At 67.1% G+C, this 19,309-nt stretch carries 22 protein-coding genes and 2 tRNA genes; 17 read left to right on the plus strand and 7 right to left on the minus strand.

The window, feature by feature from the left end:
* The first annotated feature begins 91 nt into the window (after window positions 1-91).
* The 5 genes from trpE (at window position 92) to SOM39_RS06175 (ending at window position 4,836) form a co-directional block, all read left to right on the plus strand.
* Window positions 92-1,567, plus strand: a complete 1,476-nt coding sequence (gene trpE / locus SOM39_RS06155; RefSeq protein ID WP_093534930.1) for an anthranilate synthase component I — start codon at window positions 92-94, stop codon at window positions 1,565-1,567.
* 70 nt (window positions 1,568-1,637) lie between these two features.
* Window positions 1,638-2,225, plus strand: a complete 588-nt coding sequence (locus tag SOM39_RS06160) for an anthranilate synthase component II (RefSeq protein ID WP_068854287.1) — start codon at window positions 1,638-1,640, stop codon at window positions 2,223-2,225.
* On the plus strand, window positions 2,222-3,259 hold the full coding sequence (trpD, locus tag SOM39_RS06165; protein ID WP_307105797.1) for an anthranilate phosphoribosyltransferase: 1,038 nt from the start codon (window positions 2,222-2,224) through the stop codon (window positions 3,257-3,259). The genes SOM39_RS06160 and trpD overlap by 4 nt, the downstream gene beginning before the upstream one ends.
* A 63-nt stretch (window positions 3,260-3,322) precedes the next feature.
* Window positions 3,323-4,126 carry an indole-3-glycerol phosphate synthase TrpC gene (gene trpC / locus SOM39_RS06170; protein ID WP_068854285.1) on the plus strand — a complete coding sequence of 268 codons (804 nt, stop codon included), beginning with the start codon at window positions 3,323-3,325 and terminating at the stop codon, window positions 4,124-4,126.
* On the plus strand, window positions 4,123-4,836 hold the full coding sequence (locus SOM39_RS06175; RefSeq protein WP_320457821.1) for a haloacid dehalogenase-like hydrolase: 714 nt from the start codon (window positions 4,123-4,125) through the stop codon (window positions 4,834-4,836). Before trpC ends, SOM39_RS06175 begins: the two co-directional genes overlap by 4 nt.
* A gap of 93 nt (window positions 4,837-4,929) precedes the next feature.
* Here the strand turns inward: SOM39_RS06175 and SOM39_RS06180 are convergent, their stop codons facing one another.
* Together SOM39_RS06180 and crp are read right to left on the minus strand one after the other, a co-directional pair.
* Window positions 4,930-5,691, minus strand: a complete 762-nt coding sequence (locus SOM39_RS06180) for a sulfite exporter TauE/SafE family protein (protein WP_320457822.1) — start codon at window positions 5,689-5,691, stop codon at window positions 4,930-4,932.
* A gap of 76 nt (window positions 5,692-5,767) precedes the next feature.
* Window positions 5,768-6,433 (minus strand): cAMP-activated global transcriptional regulator CRP, encoded by a 666-nt coding sequence (crp, locus tag SOM39_RS06185; RefSeq protein WP_068854282.1) that lies wholly within the window; start codon window positions 6,431-6,433, stop codon window positions 5,768-5,770.
* A 171-nt stretch (window positions 6,434-6,604) separates the two neighbouring features.
* Here crp and speD point away from each other — a divergent pair, with 171 nt between their 5' ends.
* Both speD and SOM39_RS06195 read left to right on the plus strand, forming a co-directional pair.
* A complete protein-coding gene (gene speD, locus SOM39_RS06190) occupies window positions 6,605-7,399 on the plus strand; it encodes an adenosylmethionine decarboxylase (RefSeq protein ID WP_017354544.1) in 795 nt (264 codons plus the stop codon).
* Window positions 7,400-7,567: 168 nt separating this feature from the next.
* A complete protein-coding gene (locus tag SOM39_RS06195; protein ID WP_068854281.1) occupies window positions 7,568-7,885 on the plus strand; it encodes a DMT family transporter in 318 nt (105 codons plus the stop codon).
* Window positions 7,886-7,887: 2 nt separating this feature from the next.
* Here SOM39_RS06195 and coq7 read toward each other — a convergent pair whose 3' ends face one another.
* On the minus strand, window positions 7,888-8,532 hold the full coding sequence (gene coq7, locus SOM39_RS06200; RefSeq protein ID WP_093534963.1) for a 2-polyprenyl-3-methyl-6-methoxy-1,4-benzoquinone monooxygenase: 645 nt from the start codon (window positions 8,530-8,532) through the stop codon (window positions 7,888-7,890).
* A 182-nt stretch (window positions 8,533-8,714) separates the two neighbouring features.
* On the opposite strand from coq7, the gene rplM reads away from it, so the two are divergent.
* The gene (rplM, locus tag SOM39_RS06205; RefSeq protein WP_017354548.1) at window positions 8,715-9,143 is read left to right on the plus strand and encodes a 50S ribosomal protein L13; all 429 of its coding nucleotides are present in this window, start codon (window positions 8,715-8,717) and stop codon (window positions 9,141-9,143) included.
* A 2-nt stretch (window positions 9,144-9,145) separates the two neighbouring features.
* Window positions 9,146-9,538, plus strand: a complete 393-nt coding sequence (rpsI, locus tag SOM39_RS06210) for a 30S ribosomal protein S9 (RefSeq protein WP_017354549.1) — start codon at window positions 9,146-9,148, stop codon at window positions 9,536-9,538.
* Window positions 9,539-9,638: 100 nt separating this feature from the next.
* Here rpsI and SOM39_RS06215 read toward each other — a convergent pair whose 3' ends face one another.
* The gene (locus tag SOM39_RS06215) at window positions 9,639-10,274 is read right to left on the minus strand and encodes an RNA pyrophosphohydrolase (protein ID WP_068854280.1); all 636 of its coding nucleotides are present in this window, start codon (window positions 10,272-10,274) and stop codon (window positions 9,639-9,641) included.
* Between the two features lie 121 nt (window positions 10,275-10,395).
* Here SOM39_RS06215 and SOM39_RS06220 point away from each other — a divergent pair.
* The 4 genes from SOM39_RS06220 (at window position 10,396) to bfr (ending at window position 11,532) form a co-directional block, all read left to right on the plus strand.
* Window positions 10,396-10,472, plus strand: a tRNA-Met gene (locus SOM39_RS06220).
* Window positions 10,473-10,521: 49 nt separating this feature from the next.
* A tRNA-Gln gene (locus SOM39_RS06225) sits at window positions 10,522-10,596 on the plus strand.
* A gap of 171 nt (window positions 10,597-10,767) precedes the next feature.
* Entirely contained in the window at window positions 10,768-10,977 is a 210-nt protein-coding gene (locus tag SOM39_RS06230) for a (2Fe-2S)-binding protein (protein ID WP_068854279.1), read from the plus strand.
* Window positions 10,978-11,061: 84 nt separating this feature from the next.
* Window positions 11,062-11,532, plus strand: a complete 471-nt coding sequence (gene bfr, locus SOM39_RS06235) for a bacterioferritin (protein ID WP_068854278.1) — start codon at window positions 11,062-11,064, stop codon at window positions 11,530-11,532.
* Window position 11,533: 1 nt separating this feature from the next.
* Here the strand turns inward: bfr and SOM39_RS06240 are convergent, their stop codons facing one another.
* Genes SOM39_RS06240 through SOM39_RS06250 form a run of 3 tightly spaced genes read right to left on the minus strand, consistent with a single transcriptional unit; the run spans window position 11,534 to window position 16,392 of the window.
* Window positions 11,534-13,828: a hybrid sensor histidine kinase/response regulator gene (locus tag SOM39_RS06240; protein WP_320458066.1), complete on the minus strand. Its 2,295-nt coding sequence runs from the start codon at window positions 13,826-13,828 to the stop codon at window positions 11,534-11,536.
* Between the two features lie 38 nt (window positions 13,829-13,866).
* Window positions 13,867-15,744 carry an EAL domain-containing protein gene (locus tag SOM39_RS06245; protein ID WP_217537779.1) on the minus strand — a complete coding sequence of 626 codons (1,878 nt, stop codon included), beginning with the start codon at window positions 15,742-15,744 and terminating at the stop codon, window positions 13,867-13,869.
* Between the two features lie 24 nt (window positions 15,745-15,768).
* A complete protein-coding gene (locus SOM39_RS06250) occupies window positions 15,769-16,392 on the minus strand; it encodes a DUF4126 domain-containing protein (protein ID WP_068854276.1) in 624 nt (207 codons plus the stop codon).
* A gap of 182 nt (window positions 16,393-16,574) precedes the next feature.
* On the opposite strand from SOM39_RS06250, the gene SOM39_RS06255 reads away from it, so the two are divergent.
* The 4 genes from SOM39_RS06255 (at window position 16,575) to nudC (ending at window position 19,207) form a co-directional block, all read left to right on the plus strand.
* Complete coding sequence (locus SOM39_RS06255) at window positions 16,575-17,327, plus strand: DUF6776 family protein (protein WP_068854275.1); 753 nt, start codon at window positions 16,575-16,577, stop codon at window positions 17,325-17,327.
* 4 nt (window positions 17,328-17,331) lie between these two features.
* Window positions 17,332-17,796 (plus strand): bactofilin family protein, encoded by a 465-nt coding sequence (locus SOM39_RS06260; protein WP_093534912.1) that lies wholly within the window; start codon window positions 17,332-17,334, stop codon window positions 17,794-17,796.
* Between the two features lie 46 nt (window positions 17,797-17,842).
* Window positions 17,843-18,238 carry an iron-sulfur cluster insertion protein ErpA gene (gene erpA / locus SOM39_RS06265; protein ID WP_068854273.1) on the plus strand — a complete coding sequence of 132 codons (396 nt, stop codon included), beginning with the start codon at window positions 17,843-17,845 and terminating at the stop codon, window positions 18,236-18,238.
* 63 nt (window positions 18,239-18,301) lie between these two features.
* Window positions 18,302-19,207, plus strand: a complete 906-nt coding sequence (gene nudC, locus SOM39_RS06270; RefSeq protein ID WP_320457823.1) for an NAD(+) diphosphatase — start codon at window positions 18,302-18,304, stop codon at window positions 19,205-19,207.
* Window positions 19,208-19,309 lie beyond the last annotated feature (102 nt).

Consider the following 19,309-nt stretch of genomic DNA (forward strand, 5'->3'; position numbering starts at 1 on the left):
CATACCCTTTCTTCCGCTCGCCGTTGGTGGCGATGGTGGCCTGTTGCCGTCGTCCGTCCCGCCACCGCCGTTTCCCGGAAGGAAAGTCGTCTTGATCACGCTCGAGCAGTTCCAGCAGCAGGCCGCTGAAGGCCACACACGCATCCCCGTCGTCCGTGAAGTGCTGTCCGACCTGGACACGCCGCTTTCGGTCTATCTGAAGCTCGCCGACGGCCCGCATACCTACCTGTTCGAATCGGTCGAAGGCGGCGAGCGCTTCGGGCGCTATTCCATCATCGGCCTGCCGGCCCGCCGCGTGTACGCCTTCCACGGCCATACCCTGACCGTCAGCGAAGCTGGCCAGGTGGTGGAAACCCGTGAGGTGGCCGACCCGTTCACCGAAGTGGAGGCGCTGCGCAGCGCCCATTCGGTGCCCAAGCTGGCCGGCCTGCCGGGCTTCACCGGCGGCCTGGTGGGCTGGTTCGGGTTCGAGTGCATCGGCTACATCGAACCGCGCCTGGCCCCGCCGCGCGGCCGCGACGAGCTCGGCACCCCGGACATCCTGCTGCTGCACTCCGAAGAACTGGCGGTGTTCGACAACCTCAAGGGCCGCCTGTACCTGATCGTGCACGCCGACCCCGGCCAGCCCGGTGCGTGGGACGAGGCGCAGGCGCGGCTGGACGGCCTGGTGGCCAAGCTGCGCGCCCCCGGCGCGGGCTACCCGGTGCCGATCACCCGCGACGTGCTGGACGAGAACGACTTCGTTTCCGGCTTCACCCGCGAAGGCTTCATTGCCGCCGTGGACAAATCCAAGGAATACATCCGCGCCGGCGACATCTTCCAGGTGGTGCTCAGCCAGCGCCTGAGCGTGCCGTTCAAGGCGCGCCCGGTGGATGTGTACCGTGCGCTGCGCGCGCTGAATCCGTCGCCGTACATGTACTTCCTCGACACCGGCGATGTGCAGGTGGTCGGCTCCTCGCCGGAAATCCTGGTGCGCCTGCAGGACGGGGAAGTGACCGTGCGCCCGATCGCCGGTACCCGCCCGCGCGGCGCCACGGTGGAAGAGGACAACGCACTGGAAGCCGAACTGCTGGCCGATCCGAAGGAACGCGCCGAGCACCTGATGCTGATCGACCTGGGCCGCAACGACGCCGGCCGCGTTTCCAAGGCCGGCACGGTGGAAGTGGGCGAGCAGTTCGTGATCGAACGCTACAGCCACGTCATGCACATTGTCAGCGAAGTGACCGGGCAGCTGCAGCCGGGCCTGAGCTACGCCGATGTGCTGCGCGCCACGTTCCCGGCCGGCACGGTCAGCGGCGCGCCGAAGATCCGCGCGCTGGAAGTGATCCGCGAGCTGGAGCCGATCAAGCGGAATGTCTACGCCGGCAGCATCGGTTACATCGGCTGGCACGGCGATGCCGACACCGCCATTGCGATCCGCACCGCGGTGATCAAGGACGGCCGCCTGCACGTGCAGGCCGGCGCGGGCATCGTCTACGACTCGGACCCGGGCAAGGAATGGGACGAGACCATGAACAAAGGTCGCGCGCTGTTCCGCGCCGTCGCCCAGGCCGCCAAGGGCCTGTAAGTCACCCGGTTGCCGGCCAACGGCCGGCGCTACCGATTCCGTATTGCATCCTTGATTCCAGGAATTTGCCATGTTGTTGATGCTCGACAACTACGACAGCTTCACCTACAACCTCGTGCAGTACCTGCAGACGCTGGGTGCCGATGTAAAGGTGGTGCGCAACGACGCCCTGAGCGTTGACGAGATCGCCGCGCTCGCGCCCGAGCGCATCGTGATCTCACCCGGCCCGTGCACGCCCAACGAAGCGGGCGTGTCGCTGGAGCTGATCCGGCGGCTGGGGCCGACCACGCCGATCCTGGGCGTGTGCCTGGGCCACCAGGGCATCGGCCAGGTGTACGGCGGCGATGTCATCCGCGCCGGTACCATCATGCACGGCAAGACCTCGCCGATCCGCCACCTGGGCAAGGGCGTGTTCGCCGGCCTGCCGGACCGCTACCAGGCCACCCGCTACCACTCGCTGGTGGTGGACAAGACCACGCTGCCCGACTGCCTGGAAGTGACCGCCTGGACCGAGAACGAGGACGGCACCATGGAAGAGATCATGGGCCTGCGCCACCGCGAACACCCGGTGGAAGGCGTGCAGTTCCACCCCGAATCGATCCTCACCGAGCACGGCCACGCCCTGCTGAAGAATTTCCTGCAAAGGAACCCCGCATGACCTTCTCCCCCCAGGAAGCCCTGCAACGCACCATCGAGCACCGCGAAATCTTCTTCGACGAGATGGTCGACCTGATGCGCCAGGTGATGCGCGGTGAAGTCTCGCCGGTGATGACCGCTGCGATCCTCACCGGCCTGCGGGTCAAGAAGGAAACCGTGGGCGAGATCGCCGGTGCGGCCACGGTGATGCGCGAGTTGGCGCTGTCCGTGCCGGTCGAAGACCGCACGCACCTGATCGACATCGTCGGTACCGGGGGCGACGGCTCGCATACCTTCAACATCTCCACCTGCGCGATGTTCGTGGTGGCGGCGGCGGGCGCGAAGGTCGCCAAGCATGGCAACCGCAGCGTCTCGTCCAAGTCCGGCAGTGCCGATGCGGTCGAAGCGCTGGGCGCGATCATCGAGCTGCGTCCGGAGGAGGTGGCCCGCGCGATCAGTGAAACCGGCATCGGCTTCATGTTCGCCCCGATGCACCACCCCGCCATGAAGGTGGTGGCCCCGGTGCGGCGCGAAATGGGCGTGCGCACCATCTTCAACATCCTTGGCCCGCTGACCAACCCGGTGGGCGCCACCAACGTGCTGATGGGCGTGTTCCATCCCGACCTGGTCGGCATCCAGGCACGCGTGCTGCGCGAGCTGGGCGCCGAGCGCGCCATGGTGGTGTGGGGCCGCGACAACATGGACGAGATCTCGCTCGGCGCCGGTACCCTGGTCGGCGAGCTGCGCGACGGCAAGGTGCGCGAATACGAGATCCACCCCGAAGACTTCGGCATTGCCATGTCGGCCAGCCGCAACCTCAAGGTGAGCGGGCCGGAAGAATCCATCGCGATGCTGCGTGGGGTGCTCGATGACCAGCCCGGGCCGGCGCTGGACATCGTGGCGCTCAATGCCGGCGCGGCGCTGTACGTGGCCGGCGTGGCCAGCAGCATCGCCGACGGCCTGGCCCGTGCCCGCGCGGCCATCGCCGACGGCAGCGCACGCCAGCGCATGCAGGATTACGTGGATGCGACCCAGCGCATCCGCCGCGCGGGCTGAGCCCGATTTCACGCTTTGCTGTGGGCTGGCCGATAATGGCCGGCCTGAAGGACCCTGAACGACATGAGCGACAAGAGCGACATCCTCGAGACCATCCTGGCCCGCAAGGCCGTTGAAGTGGCCGAGCGCCGTGCACGGGTCCCCCTGGAAGCGCTGCAGGCACGCCTGGCCGGCGCCCCGCCGGTGCGCGGCTTCGCCGATGCACTGCGCGCCTCGATTGCCGCCGGCAACCCGGCGGTGATCGCCGAGGTGAAGAAGGCCAGCCCGTCCAAGGGCGTGATCCGCCCGGACTTCCACCCGGCCGATATCGCGGTGAGCTACGAGTTCGGGGGGGCGAGCTGCCTGTCGGTGCTGACCGACGTGGATTTCTTCCAGGGCGACGATGCCTACCTGCAGCAGGCCCGCGACGCCTGCACGCTGCCGGTGCTGCGCAAGGACTTCGTGATCGATGCGTACCAGGTCTACGAGGCCCGCGTGCTGGGTGCCGACTGCATCCTGCTGATCGTGGCCGCGCTGGAAGACCGCCAGCTGGCCGAGCTGTCCGACCTGGCCATGCAGCTGGGCATGGACGTGCTGGTGGAAGTGCACGACATCGATGAACTCGAACGCGCCATCCAGGTGCCGGTGCCGCTGATCGGCATCAACAACCGCAACCTGCGCACCTTCGAGGTGTCGCTGCAGACCACCCTGGACATGCGCCAGGCCGTGCCGCGCGACCGCCTGCTGGTGACCGAGAGCGGCATCCTGGGCGCTGACGACGTGAGCCTGATGCGCAACGCCGGCGTGCATGCGTTCCTGGTGGGCGAGGCCTTCATGCGGGTCGAAGAGCCCGGCGAGGGCCTGCGTCAGCTATTCTTCAGCGCATGACTGCGATCTACCCGACTCCGCGTGACGACGCGCCGCTGGTGGTCTTCGACTTCGACCACACCCTTTATGACGGCGATTCCGGCAGCCACCTGTTTGCCTCGCTGATCAAGCGCAACCCGCTGCGGCTGCTGGCCGCGCTGCTGGTGACGCCGGTAGCGGGGCCACTGGTGGCGATGTTGCCGACCCGGCGTACCGGTATTTCGGTCTATGTCTGGATCGCCACGTTCGGGTTGCACCGCGCGCGCGAGTTCAACCGCGTGATCGATGCCTACGTGATCAAGCACGAGCCGCAACTGCGCGCCAAGCTGCTGCCGGAGGCGCTGGCGGTATTCGCCGCGCACCGGGCGCAGGGCGACCGGGTAGTGGTGGCGACCGGCGCGCCGCCGGAGCTGGCCCGCGCCATCCTGGCGTTTGTCGCCCATCAGGGCGTGCCGGTGATCGGCAGTGAAGTGGGCCCGCGCTTCGGTGCGGTGGGCGCAACCCGCCACTGCCACAACGAAGAAAAGATGCGCATGCTGCGCGAGCGCGGCTATGGCGACATCGATGTGGCCTATTCGGACAGCACCGCGGACCTGCCGTTGCTGCTGGCAGCCAAGGAGCCGGTGGTGGTGAACCCGAAGGTGTCCAAGGTCGCGTATTTCCGGCAGGTGCTGAAGCCCGGCACGCGGATCCTCAACTGGGGTTGCGTGGATCGCGGCGGCGACCGCTGAGGCGTATCGACCAACGGTCGATACCTACCGTTGGCGCGCCACACGCCGGTAGCGCCCTACCGTTGGTAGGGCGGCGGCGCACAGCGCCGCGCTTCACCCCGCCAGCCAGCCGCGCACCGCGCCGCTGATCTGGAACATGCTGATCGACAGCACCAGCACGCCGACGGCCACCAGCACCCAGCGCTCCTTGACCCGCTTCACCAGCACTGCGGCCAGCGGGGCGGCCATCATGCCGCCGATCAGCAGGCCGGCCACGATGTTCAGGTACTGCAGGCCCATCGAGAGCAGGAAGGTGATCGACACTGCCAGGGTCACCACGAACTCGGCCGCGTTGACCGTGCCGATGGTGGTCCGGGCCTGGCCGCCCCGGGCGAGCAGGGTGGAGGTGGCCACCGGACCCCAGCCGCCGCCGCCGCTGGCGTCCAGAAGCCCGGCGACGAAGCCCAGCACCGGCACCCGCTTCACTTCCTGGCGCGGCACCAGCTTTCCGGCTGCGCGCAGCAGGATGAAGACCGCCAGGATCAGCAGGTAGCCGTAGATGAAGGGACGGATCGCATCACCGGGCAGCTGGGTCAGCACATAGGCGCCCAGCACGCCGCCGACCGCGCCCGGCAGGGCCAGGCGCAGGAACAACCGCTTGTCCACGTTGCCGGCCACCAGGTGCGAAACACCCGAGGCGCCTGTCGTGAACACCTCTGCGGTGTGCACGCTTGCGCTGACCGCCGCCGGCGGCAGGCCCATGCTGAGCATGACCGACGATGAGACGAGCCCGAAGGCCATGCCGAGCGCGCCGTCCACCAGCTGCGCGCCAAGCCCGATCAGGATGAACCAGTAGAATTCGCTGCCAGGTGCCATGCCGTCAGCCTAGCGGCAGCGCGTGAAAGGCGCTGTCATGCCGACGTTGGCGCCGGCCGGTGGCCGGCATCCGGCGTCATCGGGTGCCGTACAGGACGACCGTCTTGCCCCGCGCATGCAGCAGCCCATCGCTCTGCAGCTTCTTCAGCACGCGGCCGGCCATTTCACGCGAGCAGCCGACCAGGCGGGCCAGCTCCTGGCGCGACACGCGCAGCTGGGTGCCCTGCGGGTGGCTCATGGCCTCCGGTTCGCGGGACAGGTCATGCAGGGTGCGCACGATGCGGTCGGTGACATCCAGGAACGCCAGGCGGCTGGCCTTGCGGCTGGTATCGAGCAGGCGCTTGGAGACCTGCTGGCCCAGTGCGTACAGCAGGCGCGGGGCATCGGTGGACAGCGGGCCCAGGAACAGCTGGTGCAGCCGCTCGTAGCTGATCTCGGCCAGCTCGCAGGGGGTCCGGGTGCGCAGGATCACCTCGCGGCGGTCGGTTTCCACGAACAGGCCCATCTCGCCGACGAACTCCCCGGAGCCGAAGTAGCCCAGGACCAGTTCACGGTCGTCTTCTTCTTCAGCAATTATGGAAACGGAGCCGCTGATCACGTAATACAGGGTGCCGGCGGGGTCACCGGGGCGGAAAACGTCCGTGCGGGCCGGGTAGCGGCGTCGGTGGCTGTGGGCCAGAAAGCGGTCAATGGTGGCGATGTCCAGGGCCAATGGACTTGTGGCAAGGCGCACAGATGACACGTTGAGGCGCTCCCTTTGCTCATGAACAATTCACGGCTATGTGCCGCGAGCTTAACGATCAGGGTTGTGAAGGGCAAACCCCAACACAGCAACTTGTTTCAATGCAAGTTTCGCCCCCGATCACTTTGCCCCATAATTGATCCTTTCCCACCACACACAGGATCGACCGCCGTGGTCAAGCCGTTGCCTCGCCTGAGGTTGCAGGGTTTCAACAACCTCACCAAGGCGCTGAGCTTCAACATCTATGACGTGTGTTACGCCCGCACCGAAGAGGAGCGTCAGCGTTACATTGAATACATTGATGAAGAGTACAACGCCGATAGGCTGACTCAAATCTTGACCGATGTCGCCGAGATCATCGGCGCCAACATCCTCAATGTCGCGCGCCAGGATTACGATCCGCAGGGCGCGTCGGTGACGATCCTGATCTCCGAAGAGCCGGTGATCGACAAGAAGCTGGCGGGCAAGGAGTTGATCTCCGATGCCGTGGTAGCGCACATGGACAAGAGCCACATCACCGTCCATACCTACCCCGAGACCCACCCGCAGGAAGGCATCGCGACGTTCCGCGCGGACATCGATGTGGCTACCTGTGGCGTGATTTCGCCGCTGAAGGCGCTGAACTACCTGATCGAGAGCCTGGAATCGGACATCGTGATCATGGACTACCGCGTCCGTGGCTTCACCCGTGACGTGAAGGGCAAGAAGCACTACATCGATCACAAGATCAACTCGATCCAGAACTTCCTGGCCAAGAACATCAAGTCGCGTTACGAGATGTTCGACGTCAACGTCTACCAGGAAAACATCTTCCACACGAAGATGCACCTGAAGGACTTCGACCTGGACCAGTACCTGTTCGAGGAAAAGGCCAAGAACATCTCGTTCAAGGAACGCATGAAGATCGAAGCGCTGCTCAAGCGCGAGATCGAAGAGCTGTTCCACGGCCGCAACCTGTCCGAGTAACACCACGCAACACCCGCCCGGGCCATGGCCCGGGTGGTGCTGCACAAGGCGGGACGCCCCGCCCTGTGGAACATCTGTTTTGCGCAGAAGTAATGTTCCACGGCAAGCTACCGACGACGGTCCGGTGTGAAGACACCGGGCCGTTTTGTTTTTGTTTAGGAGGCACCCATGCCCTGGATCTACCTGCTGCTGGCCGGCATCTTTGAAATCGGCTTTGCGATCGGAATGAAATATTCGGACGGCTTCAGCAAGCCGCTGCCCACGCTCGCCACGGTCGGCGCGGCACTGGTCAGCCTGTACCTGATGAGCCAGGCGATGAAATCCATCCCGGTGGGCACCGCCTACGCGATCTGGACCGGCATCGGCGCGCTGGGCGTGGCCACGCTGGGCATCTTCCTGTTCGGCGACAGCGCTTCGGCGCCGCGCCTGGCCTGCATCGGGCTGATCGTGGCCGGGGTGATCGGCCTCAAACTCGTTTCGGGCTGACCTTAAAGCCGGTAGGCGATGGTCTTCATGACCTTGGAGGCCAGCGCCATCACGCCCGGAATTGGCGGCGGAAGCTTCCGCGCGCCGGCATGCTCGGCGTGGTCGGCGTGGCGGGCCTCGTCGATCTTCATCACCTTGAGGATCTCGCGGCTGCGCTGGTCGGTCGGGGGCAGGGTGTCCAGGTGCTCGTCCAGGTGGGCTTCCACCTGGCGCTCGGTTTCCACCACGAAGCCCAGGTTCCAGCCATCCCCGCGCAGCCCGGCCAGGGTGCCGATGGTATAGCTGCCGGCGTACCAGATCGGGTTGAACAGGCTGGGCCGGCTGTCCAGCTCGCGCAGGCGCTGGGCGCACCAGGCCAGGTGGTCGGTCTCTTCCTGGGCCGCCTCGAGCAGGTGGGCGCGGGTTTCCGGTTCGCGTGCCACTGCGGCCTGGCCGAAGTACAGGCCCTGCGCGCAGACCTCGCCGACGTGGTTGATCCGCATCAGGCCGGCCGCGTGGCGGCGGGCCGGGGCGGGCATCGGTGCGTCCGGGGTCGCCTCGGCCGGGTACGGGCGGCTGGCCGGCGGGTTGCCAAACACCGTGTCCAGGGCGCGCTGGGCCTCGGTCAGCAGGTGGTCGAGCGGGGTGATCTGGCGGAGCGCGGTCATGCGGTCGGGCATCGCGGCGTGGGATCATCGATTCTCGCCCCCCAGCGCCGGTCTGCCAAGCCATGCCGCCGGTCGATTTGCATGTGGGCCAAATGGCCAGTACAATCCCGCCTCTTCACAACGCGTGGCAGAGTTCCGGCCGCTCCATGGCCGCAATGAGCCCGACCTACCTGAGTTCTTTCATGAGCACTTTCACTGCAAAGTCCGAGACCGTCCAGCGCGACTGGTATCTCGTCGACGCCTCCGGCAAGACGCTGGGCCGTCTGTCCACCGAGCTGGCCCGCCGTCTGCGCGGCAAGCACAAGCCGGTCTACACCCCTCACGTTGATACCGGTGATTACCTGGTTGTCATCAATGCAGAAAAGATTGCCGTCACCGGCAACAAGCTGCAGGACAAGCTGTACCACCGCTTCACTGGCTACATCGGCAACCTGAAGACCGAAACTCTGGCCCAGGCGCTGGAGCGCCACCCGGAGCGCGTCATCGAAACCGCCGTCAAGGGCATGCTGCCGAAGGGCCCGCTGGGCCGCGCCATGTACCGCAAGCTCAAGGTGTACTCGGGTTCCGAGCACCCGCACGCCGCTCAGCAGCCCCAGGTTCTGGATATCTAATCATGGCTATCACTCAAAACTACGGCACCGGCCGCCGCAAGTCCTCCACCGCCCGCGTGTTCCTGCGCAAGGGCGCCGGCAACATCACCGTCAATGGCCGTCCGCTGGACGAGTTCTTTGGCCGTGAAACCGCACGCATGATCGTGCGTCAGCCGCTGGAACTGACCAAGAACACCGAATCGTTCGACATCATGGTCACCGCCGCTGGCGGCGGCACCACCGGCCAGGCCGGTGCGATCCGCCTGGGCATCGCCCGCGCGCTGGTCGAGTACGACGAAACCCTGAAGTCCGAGCTGCGCAAGGCTGGCTTCATGACCCGTGACGCCCGTGAAGTCGAGCGTAAGAAGGTCGGCCTGCACAAGGCACGTCGCGCCACCCAGTTCTCCAAGCGCTGATCCATCGCGCCTGGCGTGGGATCCTTCGGGATCCCGCTGGGAGGAAAGCAAAAGCCCGGCTTTGGCCGGGCTTTTGTCGTTTCAGCGGGGCAGGTTACGGTTACACCGCCCCCGGCTCACCCTTGGCCTTGCTGCGCGGCCAGTACCCGCCGCCGCGCTTGGGTGCCGGCGCGCGCTTGCGCGGGCGGTCATGGCCCGCCGCGTGCCCCGGCATCCAGGCCTCCTGGGCGGACTTGGGCATCGACTCCACGCCGGTGCCGGCCACGCCCCGGGCCAACGGCGCCAAGTGACGCAGCGCCCGCGCATAGACCCCGCGCTTGAACATCACCACGTGCTCGACCGGATACCAGAAATCCACCCAGCGCCACTGGTCGAACTCGGGGCTGTCGGTATGGTCCAGCTTCACGTGCGATTCGTCGCCCGACAGGCGCAGCAGGAACCAGACCTGCTTCTGTCCGATGCAGACCTGCTTCTCGTTGCGACGGATGGCACGGGCGGGCAGGCGATAGCGCAGCCAGCCCGGTGTCGCACCCAGCACTTCGACGTGCTCTGGCAACAGCCCGGTTTCTTCATGCAACTCGCGATACATGGCTTCGACAGGCGTCTCGTCGGTGTTCATGCCACCCTGCGGGAACTGCCAGCCATCCCGGCGCACACGTCGTGCCCAGAACACCTGCCCGTCCTGCCGCATCAGCACGATGCCGACGTTCGGTCGATAGCCGTCCGGATCGATCACGATGCGGACTCCTAGAAAAATCTACTGGTCAGGACTGTGACACGCCCGCTGCCCACTCACAAGCGCGGTGAAAAGGTGTTGACAGATTCCGTTTACATGTCCAGAATTGCCGGCTCACTAAGGCTATGTAGCTCAGCCGGTTAGAGCACAGCACTCATAATGCTGGGGTCGGTGGTTCGAGTCCACCCATAGCCACCAAGTCCGCTTGGTTTTCCAGTGAGAAAGTGCAACAATTGCACGCACGTTTTGCCCCGTCGCCAAGCGGTAAGGCACCTGACTCTGACTCAGGCATTCGGTGGTTCGAATCCATCCGGGGCAGCCAAATACGAAAGAGACCGATTGAAAGATCGGTCTTTTTTTTTGCTCCGCGCCGGGCCGGCTGAACGGGCACGCTGAACCGTATCGAGAATGATTCAGTTACGAAATTGACAACCATTCTCGTTTCGATTGGAATACGCACAGGCCGATCCGGGCCTGCCTGCCGAGTCCGCACGTGTACGTCTGCATCTGTAACGGGGTAACCGACCACCAGATCCGCGAAGCCGCCCAGAGCGGTGTCGCCAGCGTGTCCGAGCTGACCATGCGCACCGGCTGCGGCGCTACCTGCGGTTCCTGCCTGGACATGGCGGCCGACCTGCTGGCCAAGGCCCGCAACACCCACGACCTGCCGTTGCCTGTCCTGGGGTTGGCGCAGGTCGCGTAAACCGATCGATCATGATTCGCGTTCCCTCATTGCCTGCAGGGACGCGCTACAGTGCCGGCGTTTTCACGCTGCAGGAGCACGGTCATGAAAGGCGACACGAAGGTCATCGAATTCCTCAACAAGGTCCTCTATAACGAGCTGACCGCGATCAACCAGTACTTCCTGCATGCCAAGATGCTGAAGAACTGGGGTCTGAAGGAACTGGCCGACCACGAATACAAGGAATCGATCGAGGAGATGAAGCACGCCGACGTGCTCTCCGATCGCATCCTGTTCCTTGAAGGCCTGCCGAACTTCCAGGCGCTGGGCAAGCTGCGCATCGGCGAGAACCCCACCGAGATCCTGCAGTGCGACCTGGCGCTGGAGCGCGAAGGCACCGTCACCCTGCGCGAAGCAGTGGCTTATGCCGATTCGGTCGGCGATTACGTCAGCCGCCAGCTGTTCGTGAAGATCCTCGACAACGAGGAAGAGCATATCGACTGGCTGGAAACCCAGCTGGAACTGATCGAGCGCATCGGCGAGCCGAACTACCTGCTCACCAAACTGGAAGACTGATTCAGCGCGCGGCCGTGGCGGGGATGCTGGCCTGGTAGCCGGCCAGCGCCAGCCGTGCACGCGCGTATTCGGCAATCAGCAGCGCCACGGCCACGGCCGGGCGCTCCAGCGTGCCGGCGCGGGCGTCGTGTTCAATCCGACGTGCCGCCACCGACAACGCCATCGCCCCGACGTTCGCACTGGCCGACTTCAGGCTGTGCGCCAGCGCGCGCAGCGTTTCCAGGTCGGCGGCCACCGACGCGTCCTGCAGCTGCCGGATCAAGGGCGGGGTGTCTTCCAGGAACACGGCGATGATGGTGGCGGTCTCCGCACCAATCACCTCCTGCAGCTCATCCAGCACACCGGTGTCGAGCACCCCGGGCGAGACGTCGTCATTGCCGTTGTCTGCGACCAGCGGCGGCAGCGGCGGGGGCAATGGGGTGGGTGCCGGAGCCCGCGCCGGCGCGGGGGTATTGCGCGCGTCGGCGGCGTTGTCTTCCATCGTCAACTGCCAGCGCAGCAGGCAGGCCTGCAGCGACTCGCGGTTGACCGGCTTGGACAGGTAATCGTCCATGCCCGCCTGCAGGCAGCGCTCGCGGTCGCCGGCCATCGCGTTGGCGGTCATCGCCACGATCGGCAGCCGGGTGCGGCCTTCCGCCGCTTCCTGCTCACGCCAGCGCCGGGTGGCGCTGTAGCCATCCAGGACCGGCATCTGGCAGTCCATCAGCACCAGGTCGAAGGCGCGGGTCTGCAGCTGCAGCAGGCCCTGTTCGCCATCGGTGGCGGTGGTGACGGTGCAGCCCAGCACCTGCAGCAGGCGCTGGGCGACCAGCAGGTTGACGCTGTTGTCTTCCACCAGCAGCAGGCGCAGGCCCAGCTGCGGCGCGTCCACCGGACCGCTGTAGGGCTCCACGCTGGCCAGCAGGGGGGCCGGGCGCGCACTGGCCACTGCCGGGCGCAGCACCGCATGCAGGTCCACGTCACCGGCCTCGCGCGGTAACACGCAGGTGTTCTCGCGCAGCAGCGCGGCCAGCTGCTCGTCGCCCTGCAGCCAGAGCAGGCGCGGAGTGGGCGTGCGGGCATCGTGCAGCACCGCGCGGTGCAGGGCGGTGGCGCCGTGGCGTAGTGCATGGGTGTCGGCGATCACCCAGGCAAGGTCCGGCTCGATCCCCGGGCGTACCGGCGCGCGCAGGATGTCCAGCGCGGCGGATGCGCTGTCTACCGTGTGCAGGCGGATGTCGTGGTGCTGCAGCACGCGCTGCAGGCGCTGCACCAGCAGCGGGTCTTCGCTGACCAGCAGGGCGCGCGTGGTGAGCGGCGCGGCCGGCAGGTCGCCGACGACCTTCAGCAGCGGAATCTCGAACCAGAACGTGGCGCCGTGGCGCGGGGTCGAACTCACCCCGATGTTGCCGTGCATGAGGTCGATGATGCGCTTGCAGATGGCCAGGCCCAGGCCGGTGCCGCCGTAGATGCGCGTGGTGGAGGCATCGGCCTGGCTGAAGGACTGGAACAGGCGCGCCTGCAGGGTGCCGTCGATGCCGATGCCGGTGTCGATGACTTCGAAGCGCAGCTGGTGCTGGCTGGTGGTCTCGCCCTGGCGGGTCACGCGCAGGCGGATCTGGCCGCGCTCGGTGAACTTGATGGCGTTCACCATCAGGTTGCCCAGCACCTGGCGCAGCCGCACCGGGTCGCCGCGCACCGACAGGCGCACGGCGGGGTCCAGTTCCAGCGACACCGCCAGGCCCTTGGCTTCAGCGCTGCGCTGCATGAGCTGGACGATGCCTTCCAGCAGCTCGCGCAGGTTGAACGTGGTGATCTCCAGGTCCAGGCCTTTGGCCTCCAGCCGGGAGTAATCCAGGATGTCATCGACGATGCGCAGCAGCTGCTGCGAACTGACCGTGGCGGTCTGCAGCATCTGCCGCTGGTCGGTGCCCAGCTGGCCGCGCGCGATCAGGTCCAGCATCGGCAGGATGCCGTTGAGCGGCGTGCGGATCTCGTGGCTCATGGTGGCCAGGAACTCGCCCTTGGCCAGCGCGGCGGCCTCGGCCGCCTGCTTGGCCTGCAGCAGCTCCTGTTCCAGCATGTCCTGCTGCTGCATGGCGCGCTGCAGGTGGTCGCGCTCAACGGCCAGCGCCTCGTGGCGGCGCTGCCCCAGGGCCAGCTGCGCCTGCACCTCGCGCCAGCGGCTCACGCCGACCAGCGCGGCGATCAGCGCCACTGCGGCGGTGGCAGCGGCAATGACCGGCCATGGGCCGTTGGCGCCGGCGGCGGCCATGCCGCTGGCGGTAGCGGCAAGGGCGGCCGCGATCGCCGCCAGCCACAGTGCGAAGGGAACCCGTCCTTGGGCCGTCATGGTCAGAGCACCGCGGTGTGGAAGTCGAAGTTCAGCTCGCTCCCGGCCGACTGCACCATGTTGCCCTGGATGAAATCGACCCCGCCCATCCACATCGCCGCTGCGGCCTGCGGGTCTTCGATCTGCTGGCCGATGATCTGTGCCCCGGCACGGTGCGCGGCGTCGATCGCGCCACGCAGTTCATCGCGGGTCTGCTGGTTGGCATGGCTGCTGGAGAAACGGGCGGCCATGCGCACGAATGCCAGCGGCAGCTGGCCAAGCAGGGCATTGGCTTCACCGCTGGGCTCGAACTGGCTCAGGCAGAAGCGCACCCCGGCCGCGCTCATGCGCGAGCAGAACTGCTGCAGGGTGACGGTGTGGATCAGTGCGTCGGGCAGGCGCACGTCAATGACCAGCGCGCTGCCGGGCAGCCCACGCTGCTGCAGCGTTTCCAGCAACCAGTCGGCGAAAGCATCGCGGGCCAGGGTGCGCAGCGACTGCGACACGAACAGGCTCAGCGGCTGGGTGGCGTGCCGGTACAGATCGAGCAGGCCCAGCGCATGGTCCAGCACCTGCTGGTCGAGGTCGGCGATGCGCCCGGCCGCTTCCGCAGCGGGGATCACCTGGCCCGCGTTGAGTACGCTGCCATCGGCCTGGCGCAGGCGCAGCAGCACCTGGTACTGGGCGGTATTGCCACCGGCCACCGCCACGATCGGCTGGTAGGCTGGTTCGAGCTGGCCTTCGAGCATGGCCAGGTGTTCCTGCGCGGCGACGTCCTCGCGGCGCACGTGCGCGGCCACGCCGGAGGGCAGCAGCCGCGCCTGCAGCGTGGTGCGCTCCACCGCTTCCAGCGCCGTGCCGGCATCGCCAAAGCCACCGGAGAGCTGGGCATGCCCGACCACGCCGCGCAGATGCACCGATTCCTCATCGCGGATCACGAACGAGCGCGCGGACAGTTCATCGCGCAGCTGGTGCGCCATCGCGTCCAGTGATTCTTCGTCCAGGCCACGCGCCACGACCAGGAAGCTGTTGTCGTTCAGGCGCGCCAGCAGGTGCGGGTGCGCGTTGTCGGCCAGCCGCTGCGCGGCCTGCACCATCAATCGTTCGAACGCGGCATAGCCATAGCGCTCGCGCAGGCCCAGGGCACTGGCTACTTCGATGAAGAACAGGCCGCCATGCTCGCCGTGCGCCAGCGCCGCGCCGAGCTGATGCATCACGTGGTGGCGGGTCGGCAGGCCGGTCTCCGGGTTGTTCATGGCCGGCGCGCCCTGCGCACCCGGCTGCAGCGCCGCCTGCGCGCGGGCGCGGCGGATGCGGTTGGAGACGGCGGCAATCAGGTGGCGCGGTCGGATCGGCTTGCTGAGGAAATCGTCGGCGCCGCTGTCGAGCACTTCGAACTGGCGCTCCGGGTCCGGGTCGCCGCTGAGGAATACGATCGGCAGCAGCTGCTGGCCGGGCTGCTGGCGGATCAGCGCGGTCAGGCGCATGCCATCCAGGCCCGGCAGGTGCAGGTCCATCAGGATCAGGTCCGGGCGCTGTTCGTTGATCACCTGCTGCACGCCTTCGGCGTCGCTGTGCACGATCGCTTCCATGCCGGCGCCATGCAGCACGCTCTGTGCGAACAGGGCCTGCGAGCGGTCGTCTTCGACGATCAGCACACGGTAGGGCGCCTCGCTGCCCAGCGGCGGCGTAGTGGCATCGTCCTGCTGCCACTGCGATGGCGGCAGCACCGGCGGGGTGGACACGGCAGCGGCGGCGGCAGCGTTGAGCGGCACCACGTTGCTGGGCGCGGGCGCCACGGCGGGCGCGTCGGCGCTGGCCCAGCGCTGCCAATGATCGGCGGGCGGGGTTTCGGCGCGGGTGGCGCGGGTGGATGCAACAGCGTTGTCTTGGACGGCCATCAGTACTCCCAGTCTGCGGCGCGATTATGCGGCATCGCGGTCGGCCAGTGCCCCGGGCTTGCCCGCCGGTTGCCGCAGCAGCCAGCGCATGCCCTTCCAGAGGGTGCGCCAGACCAGCCAGACCACCAGCGCGCCCACCAGGCTGCAGGCCACCACGACGATCAATGCCAGCCACGGGTGCGCCAGCGCCAACGCCAGGCCGCCCACCACCACCGTGTCTTCCGCGGCCGAGGCGACCCAGTTGCTGGCCGGTTCGGGCGAGGTATTGAGCAGGGCGCGGGTACCCGATTTCAGGCCATGGCTGGCCAGGGCCACGCCGGCACCTGCGGCCAGCGCCGTGGTGCTGAGTTCGCCCGTGGGCGAGAGCGTGGCTGCAGCCAGGAAGGCACCCGCCGGTACCCGGGCCAGGGTCTGGACCAGGTCCCAGGCCGAGTCCACCCCGGGGATCTTGTCGGCGAAGAATTCGGTGATGGCCAGCGCGGCCGAGGTGCCCAGCACCCACCAGGACTCGGTCGCCTGCAGCGCCGGCGGCAGCTCGACCCAGCCCAGCATGCCGGCCAGGCCCACCCCGAACACCGTGAGGTACACGCGGATGCCGGCCAGCCAGGCCAGCAGGATGCCGATCACGAACAGATGGGCCTCGGTCATGGCAGGCGCTCCGGCGAAAGTGTGCACAGGCCCACACTATCGGGGATGACGTCCCTGAACGCTACTGCCCCGCAGGGGGTCAGGGGCGAAAAATGTGCCAACCCTGACTTACACTAAGCAGTCGCTCTTCCCGACAGGGGCCGTGTCGGTATCGCCCAAGCTGCGGTGCCGCCGTATTCGCCATGAACAACCCGACACCTTCCCGCATCCAGATCCGCCGCCCCGGAACCCCGGTGGCGCCCGATCGCCGCCGGCTGCTGATCCTGGCCGGCATCTGGCTGGCCAGCCTGGTCCTGGCCGCGCTGCTGGGGCGCTGGACCGCCGGCCCCGGCGGTGACGCCGGCCGCCAGCTGGACGCCGCCCAAGCGCGTGCCGAAACGCTGCAGAAGCAGGTGGTGGAACTGCAGCAGACCCAGGCCACCCTGCAGGCGTCGGACCGGATCAGCCGCGCGGCCAACAACGAGGTGCAGACCTCGCTGGGCGAGCGCGACGAGGAAATCGCCGGCCTGCGTGCCGACGTGGCCTTCTACGAACGCCTGGTCGGGTCCACCAGCCAGCGCAAGGGCCTGAACACCCATTCCATTGAATTTTCGCCGGAAACGGCGGGCACCTGGCAGTACGCCGTAGTGCTGACCCAGAACCTCAACCGTGGCGCGATCAGCCAGGGCCAGATGCGGTTTACGGTTGAAGGCGTCAAGGACGGCAAGTTGACCTCGGTCAGCTGGGACGAGCTGCACCAGCGCACCAAGGTGCCGGGCCAGGAGTATTCCTTCCGGTACTTCCAGCAGCTCACCGGCAGCGTCATGTTGCCCAAGGACTTCACCCCGCAACGTGTGCGGGTCACGCTGGGAAGCGGCGCAGGGGGCGCCACCCAGGTATTCGACTGGAAGCAGTCCGGAGCACCGGCTGCAGCAACGGCAAAAGAAGGGGAGTAAGCCCATGTTTGGCAGCAACAAATCCAACCGCGACGGGCATCTGGTCGTGGACGCGCTGATCGGCGCGCAGGTGGTGATCCGGGGAGACGTGGAATTCAGCGGTGGCCTGTATGTGGAAGGCACCATCCTGGGCAAGGTGATCGCCCAGGAAGGCGCGACCACGGCCACCCTCACGCTGGCCGAGCAGGGCAGCATCGAAGGCGAGATCCGCGCCCACGTGGTGGTGCTCAGTGGCCGCCTGGATGGCGACGTGCATGCCAGCGAGCGGGTCGAGCTGACCCCCAGCGCCCGGGTCACCGGCAATGTCCACTACCAGGTGGTGGAAATGAACGCAGGTGCCCAGCTCACCGGGCGTCTCATCCATGGTGGCGCCCAGATGGCTCTGCCGCCGCCGGCCGACGACAGTGCCGACCGCAAGGACGGCAAGGACGGCAACGCGCGCAGGAAGCTGGCCGAAGCCATGGCCTGAACGGCCGGTGCTTGAAAGCGTGCCCATGCACCCCCATGCTGGGGGCATGAGCACGCTAGTTTCCCTGCCCGGCGCCCCCACCCCCGCCGCTGCGCCGAATTACCAGTCGCTGGACCGTCCCCTGAACTTCACCGAAGCCGCTGCGGCCAAGGTCAAGGAACTGATCCAGGACGAGGCCAGCGATGCATTGGCCCTGCGCGTCTACATCCAGGGCGGCGGCTGTTCCGGTTTCCAGTACGGCTTCGAGTTCGACGAGAACCGCGCCGAGGATGACCTGGCCGTGGACACCAACGGCGTCACCCTGCTGGTCGATCCGCTCAGCCTGCAGTACCTGATGGGCGCCGAAGTGGATTACACCGAAAGCCTGACCGGCGCGCAGTTCGTGATCCGCAATCCGAATGCGAAGACCACCTGCGGCTGCGGCAGCAGTTTCAGCATGTGATCGCCACCGCGGTGCCGCACGGCACCGCTTGCTGTTCCGGTTGAATCGCGGCAGGCTTCAGGGATGTCCAATGTCTCTTTGCCGCTTGCCGGTTTTGCTTTCACCACCGACCCCCTTGAACGCGCCGATACCCTGCGCGACGACGCCGATGCGTTGTTGCGGCTGTGGCCGCAGGCGCACGTGCTGGTGCTGGATCCCGATGGCCGCGCGCTGGCCGGTAACGACGGCCAGCCGCTGGCGCTGACCGGCGCCCAGGTCGGGGGCGGCCCCGGCACGGCCATCTTCCTCGGCCTGCGCGGCGAGCAGGCGTGGTTCTCGGTCGAATCGGCCGCCGTCGATATCGCGGCGCCCCAGCGCGTGGACCTGCGCGAATCGGCCACCACCTGGTCGGCCGCCGATGCCAGCGCCTTCTGTTATGCCCGCGGCATGTCGTACTGGCAGTCCCGCACCCGCTTCTGCGGCGTGTGCGGCGGCGCCGTGGCCTTCACCCGGGGGGGCTTCATCGGCCGCTGCGTCGCGTGCAGCACCGAACACTACCCGCGCGTGGACCCGGCGGTGATCGTGGCGGTGGAAAGCAACGGGCGCCTGCTGCTCGGCCGCCAGGCCAACTGGGCCCCGCGCCGTTATTCGGTGCTGGCCGGGTTCGTGGAGCCCGGCGAATCGCTGGAACAGACCGTGGTCCGCGAGGTCTTTGAGGAAAGCAAGGTACGGGTGCGCAGCTGTCGCTACCTCGGTACCCAGCCGTGGCCGTTCCCGGGCGCGCTGATGCTCGGCTTCAGCGCTACGGCCGAAGACGACGTGCCCACCGTGGATGGCGAGCTGGAAGACGCGCGCTGGTTCACTGCCGAAGAAGTGGGCGCGGCGCTGGCCCGTGACATCGAGGACGATGGGGTGGGCATCCGCCTGTCGCCGCCGATCTCGATTTCACGCAGCCTGATCGAGCACTGGTACCGCAGCCAGGTGAGCTGAGCCGGGCACCACGTTGCCGCTGCCTGAACACGGGGCGGCATACATTACCTGTGACCCGGGGAATTGCCGGGTCCCAAGGCATAGTAGCGCCCAGAAACCGAA

This window comes from Stenotrophomonas sp. CFBP8994, assembly GCF_034044835.1.
GTDB lineage: Bacteria > Pseudomonadota > Gammaproteobacteria > Xanthomonadales > Xanthomonadaceae > Stenotrophomonas > Stenotrophomonas rhizophila_A.

Excerpts from the sequence above, each read along its gene's own strand:
- SOM39_RS06160 (WP_068854287.1), top strand. The coding sequence starts at position 1,638 with ATGTTGTTGATGCTCGACAACTACGACAGCTTCACCTACAACCTCGTG.
- trpD (WP_307105797.1), top strand. The coding sequence starts at position 2,222 with ATGACCTTCTCCCCCCAGGAAGCCCTGCAACGCACCATCGAGCACCGC.
- trpC (WP_068854285.1), top strand. The coding sequence starts at position 3,323 with ATGAGCGACAAGAGCGACATCCTCGAGACCATCCTGGCCCGCAAGGCC.
- SOM39_RS06175 (WP_320457821.1), top strand. The coding sequence starts at position 4,123 with ATGACTGCGATCTACCCGACTCCGCGTGACGACGCGCCGCTGGTGGTC.
- SOM39_RS06180 (WP_320457822.1), bottom strand. The coding sequence starts at position 5,691 with ATGGCACCTGGCAGCGAATTCTACTGGTTCATCCTGATCGGGCTTGGC.
- SOM39_RS06195 (WP_068854281.1), top strand. The coding sequence starts at position 7,568 with ATGCCCTGGATCTACCTGCTGCTGGCCGGCATCTTTGAAATCGGCTTT.
- coq7 (WP_093534963.1), bottom strand. The coding sequence starts at position 8,532 with ATGACCGCGCTCCGCCAGATCACCCCGCTCGACCACCTGCTGACCGAG.
- rplM (WP_017354548.1), top strand. The coding sequence starts at position 8,715 with ATGAGCACTTTCACTGCAAAGTCCGAGACCGTCCAGCGCGACTGGTAT.
- rpsI (WP_017354549.1), top strand. The coding sequence starts at position 9,146 with ATGGCTATCACTCAAAACTACGGCACCGGCCGCCGCAAGTCCTCCACC.
- bfr (WP_068854278.1), top strand. The coding sequence starts at position 11,062 with ATGAAAGGCGACACGAAGGTCATCGAATTCCTCAACAAGGTCCTCTAT.
- SOM39_RS06245 (WP_217537779.1), bottom strand. The coding sequence starts at position 15,744 with ATGGCCGTCCAAGACAACGCTGTTGCATCCACCCGCGCCACCCGCGCC.
- SOM39_RS06250 (WP_068854276.1), bottom strand. The coding sequence starts at position 16,392 with ATGACCGAGGCCCATCTGTTCGTGATCGGCATCCTGCTGGCCTGGCTG.
- SOM39_RS06255 (WP_068854275.1), top strand. The coding sequence starts at position 16,575 with ATGAACAACCCGACACCTTCCCGCATCCAGATCCGCCGCCCCGGAACC.
- SOM39_RS06260 (WP_093534912.1), top strand. The coding sequence starts at position 17,332 with ATGTTTGGCAGCAACAAATCCAACCGCGACGGGCATCTGGTCGTGGAC.
- erpA (WP_068854273.1), top strand. The coding sequence starts at position 17,843 with ATGAGCACGCTAGTTTCCCTGCCCGGCGCCCCCACCCCCGCCGCTGCG.
- nudC (WP_320457823.1), top strand. The coding sequence starts at position 18,302 with ATGTCCAATGTCTCTTTGCCGCTTGCCGGTTTTGCTTTCACCACCGAC.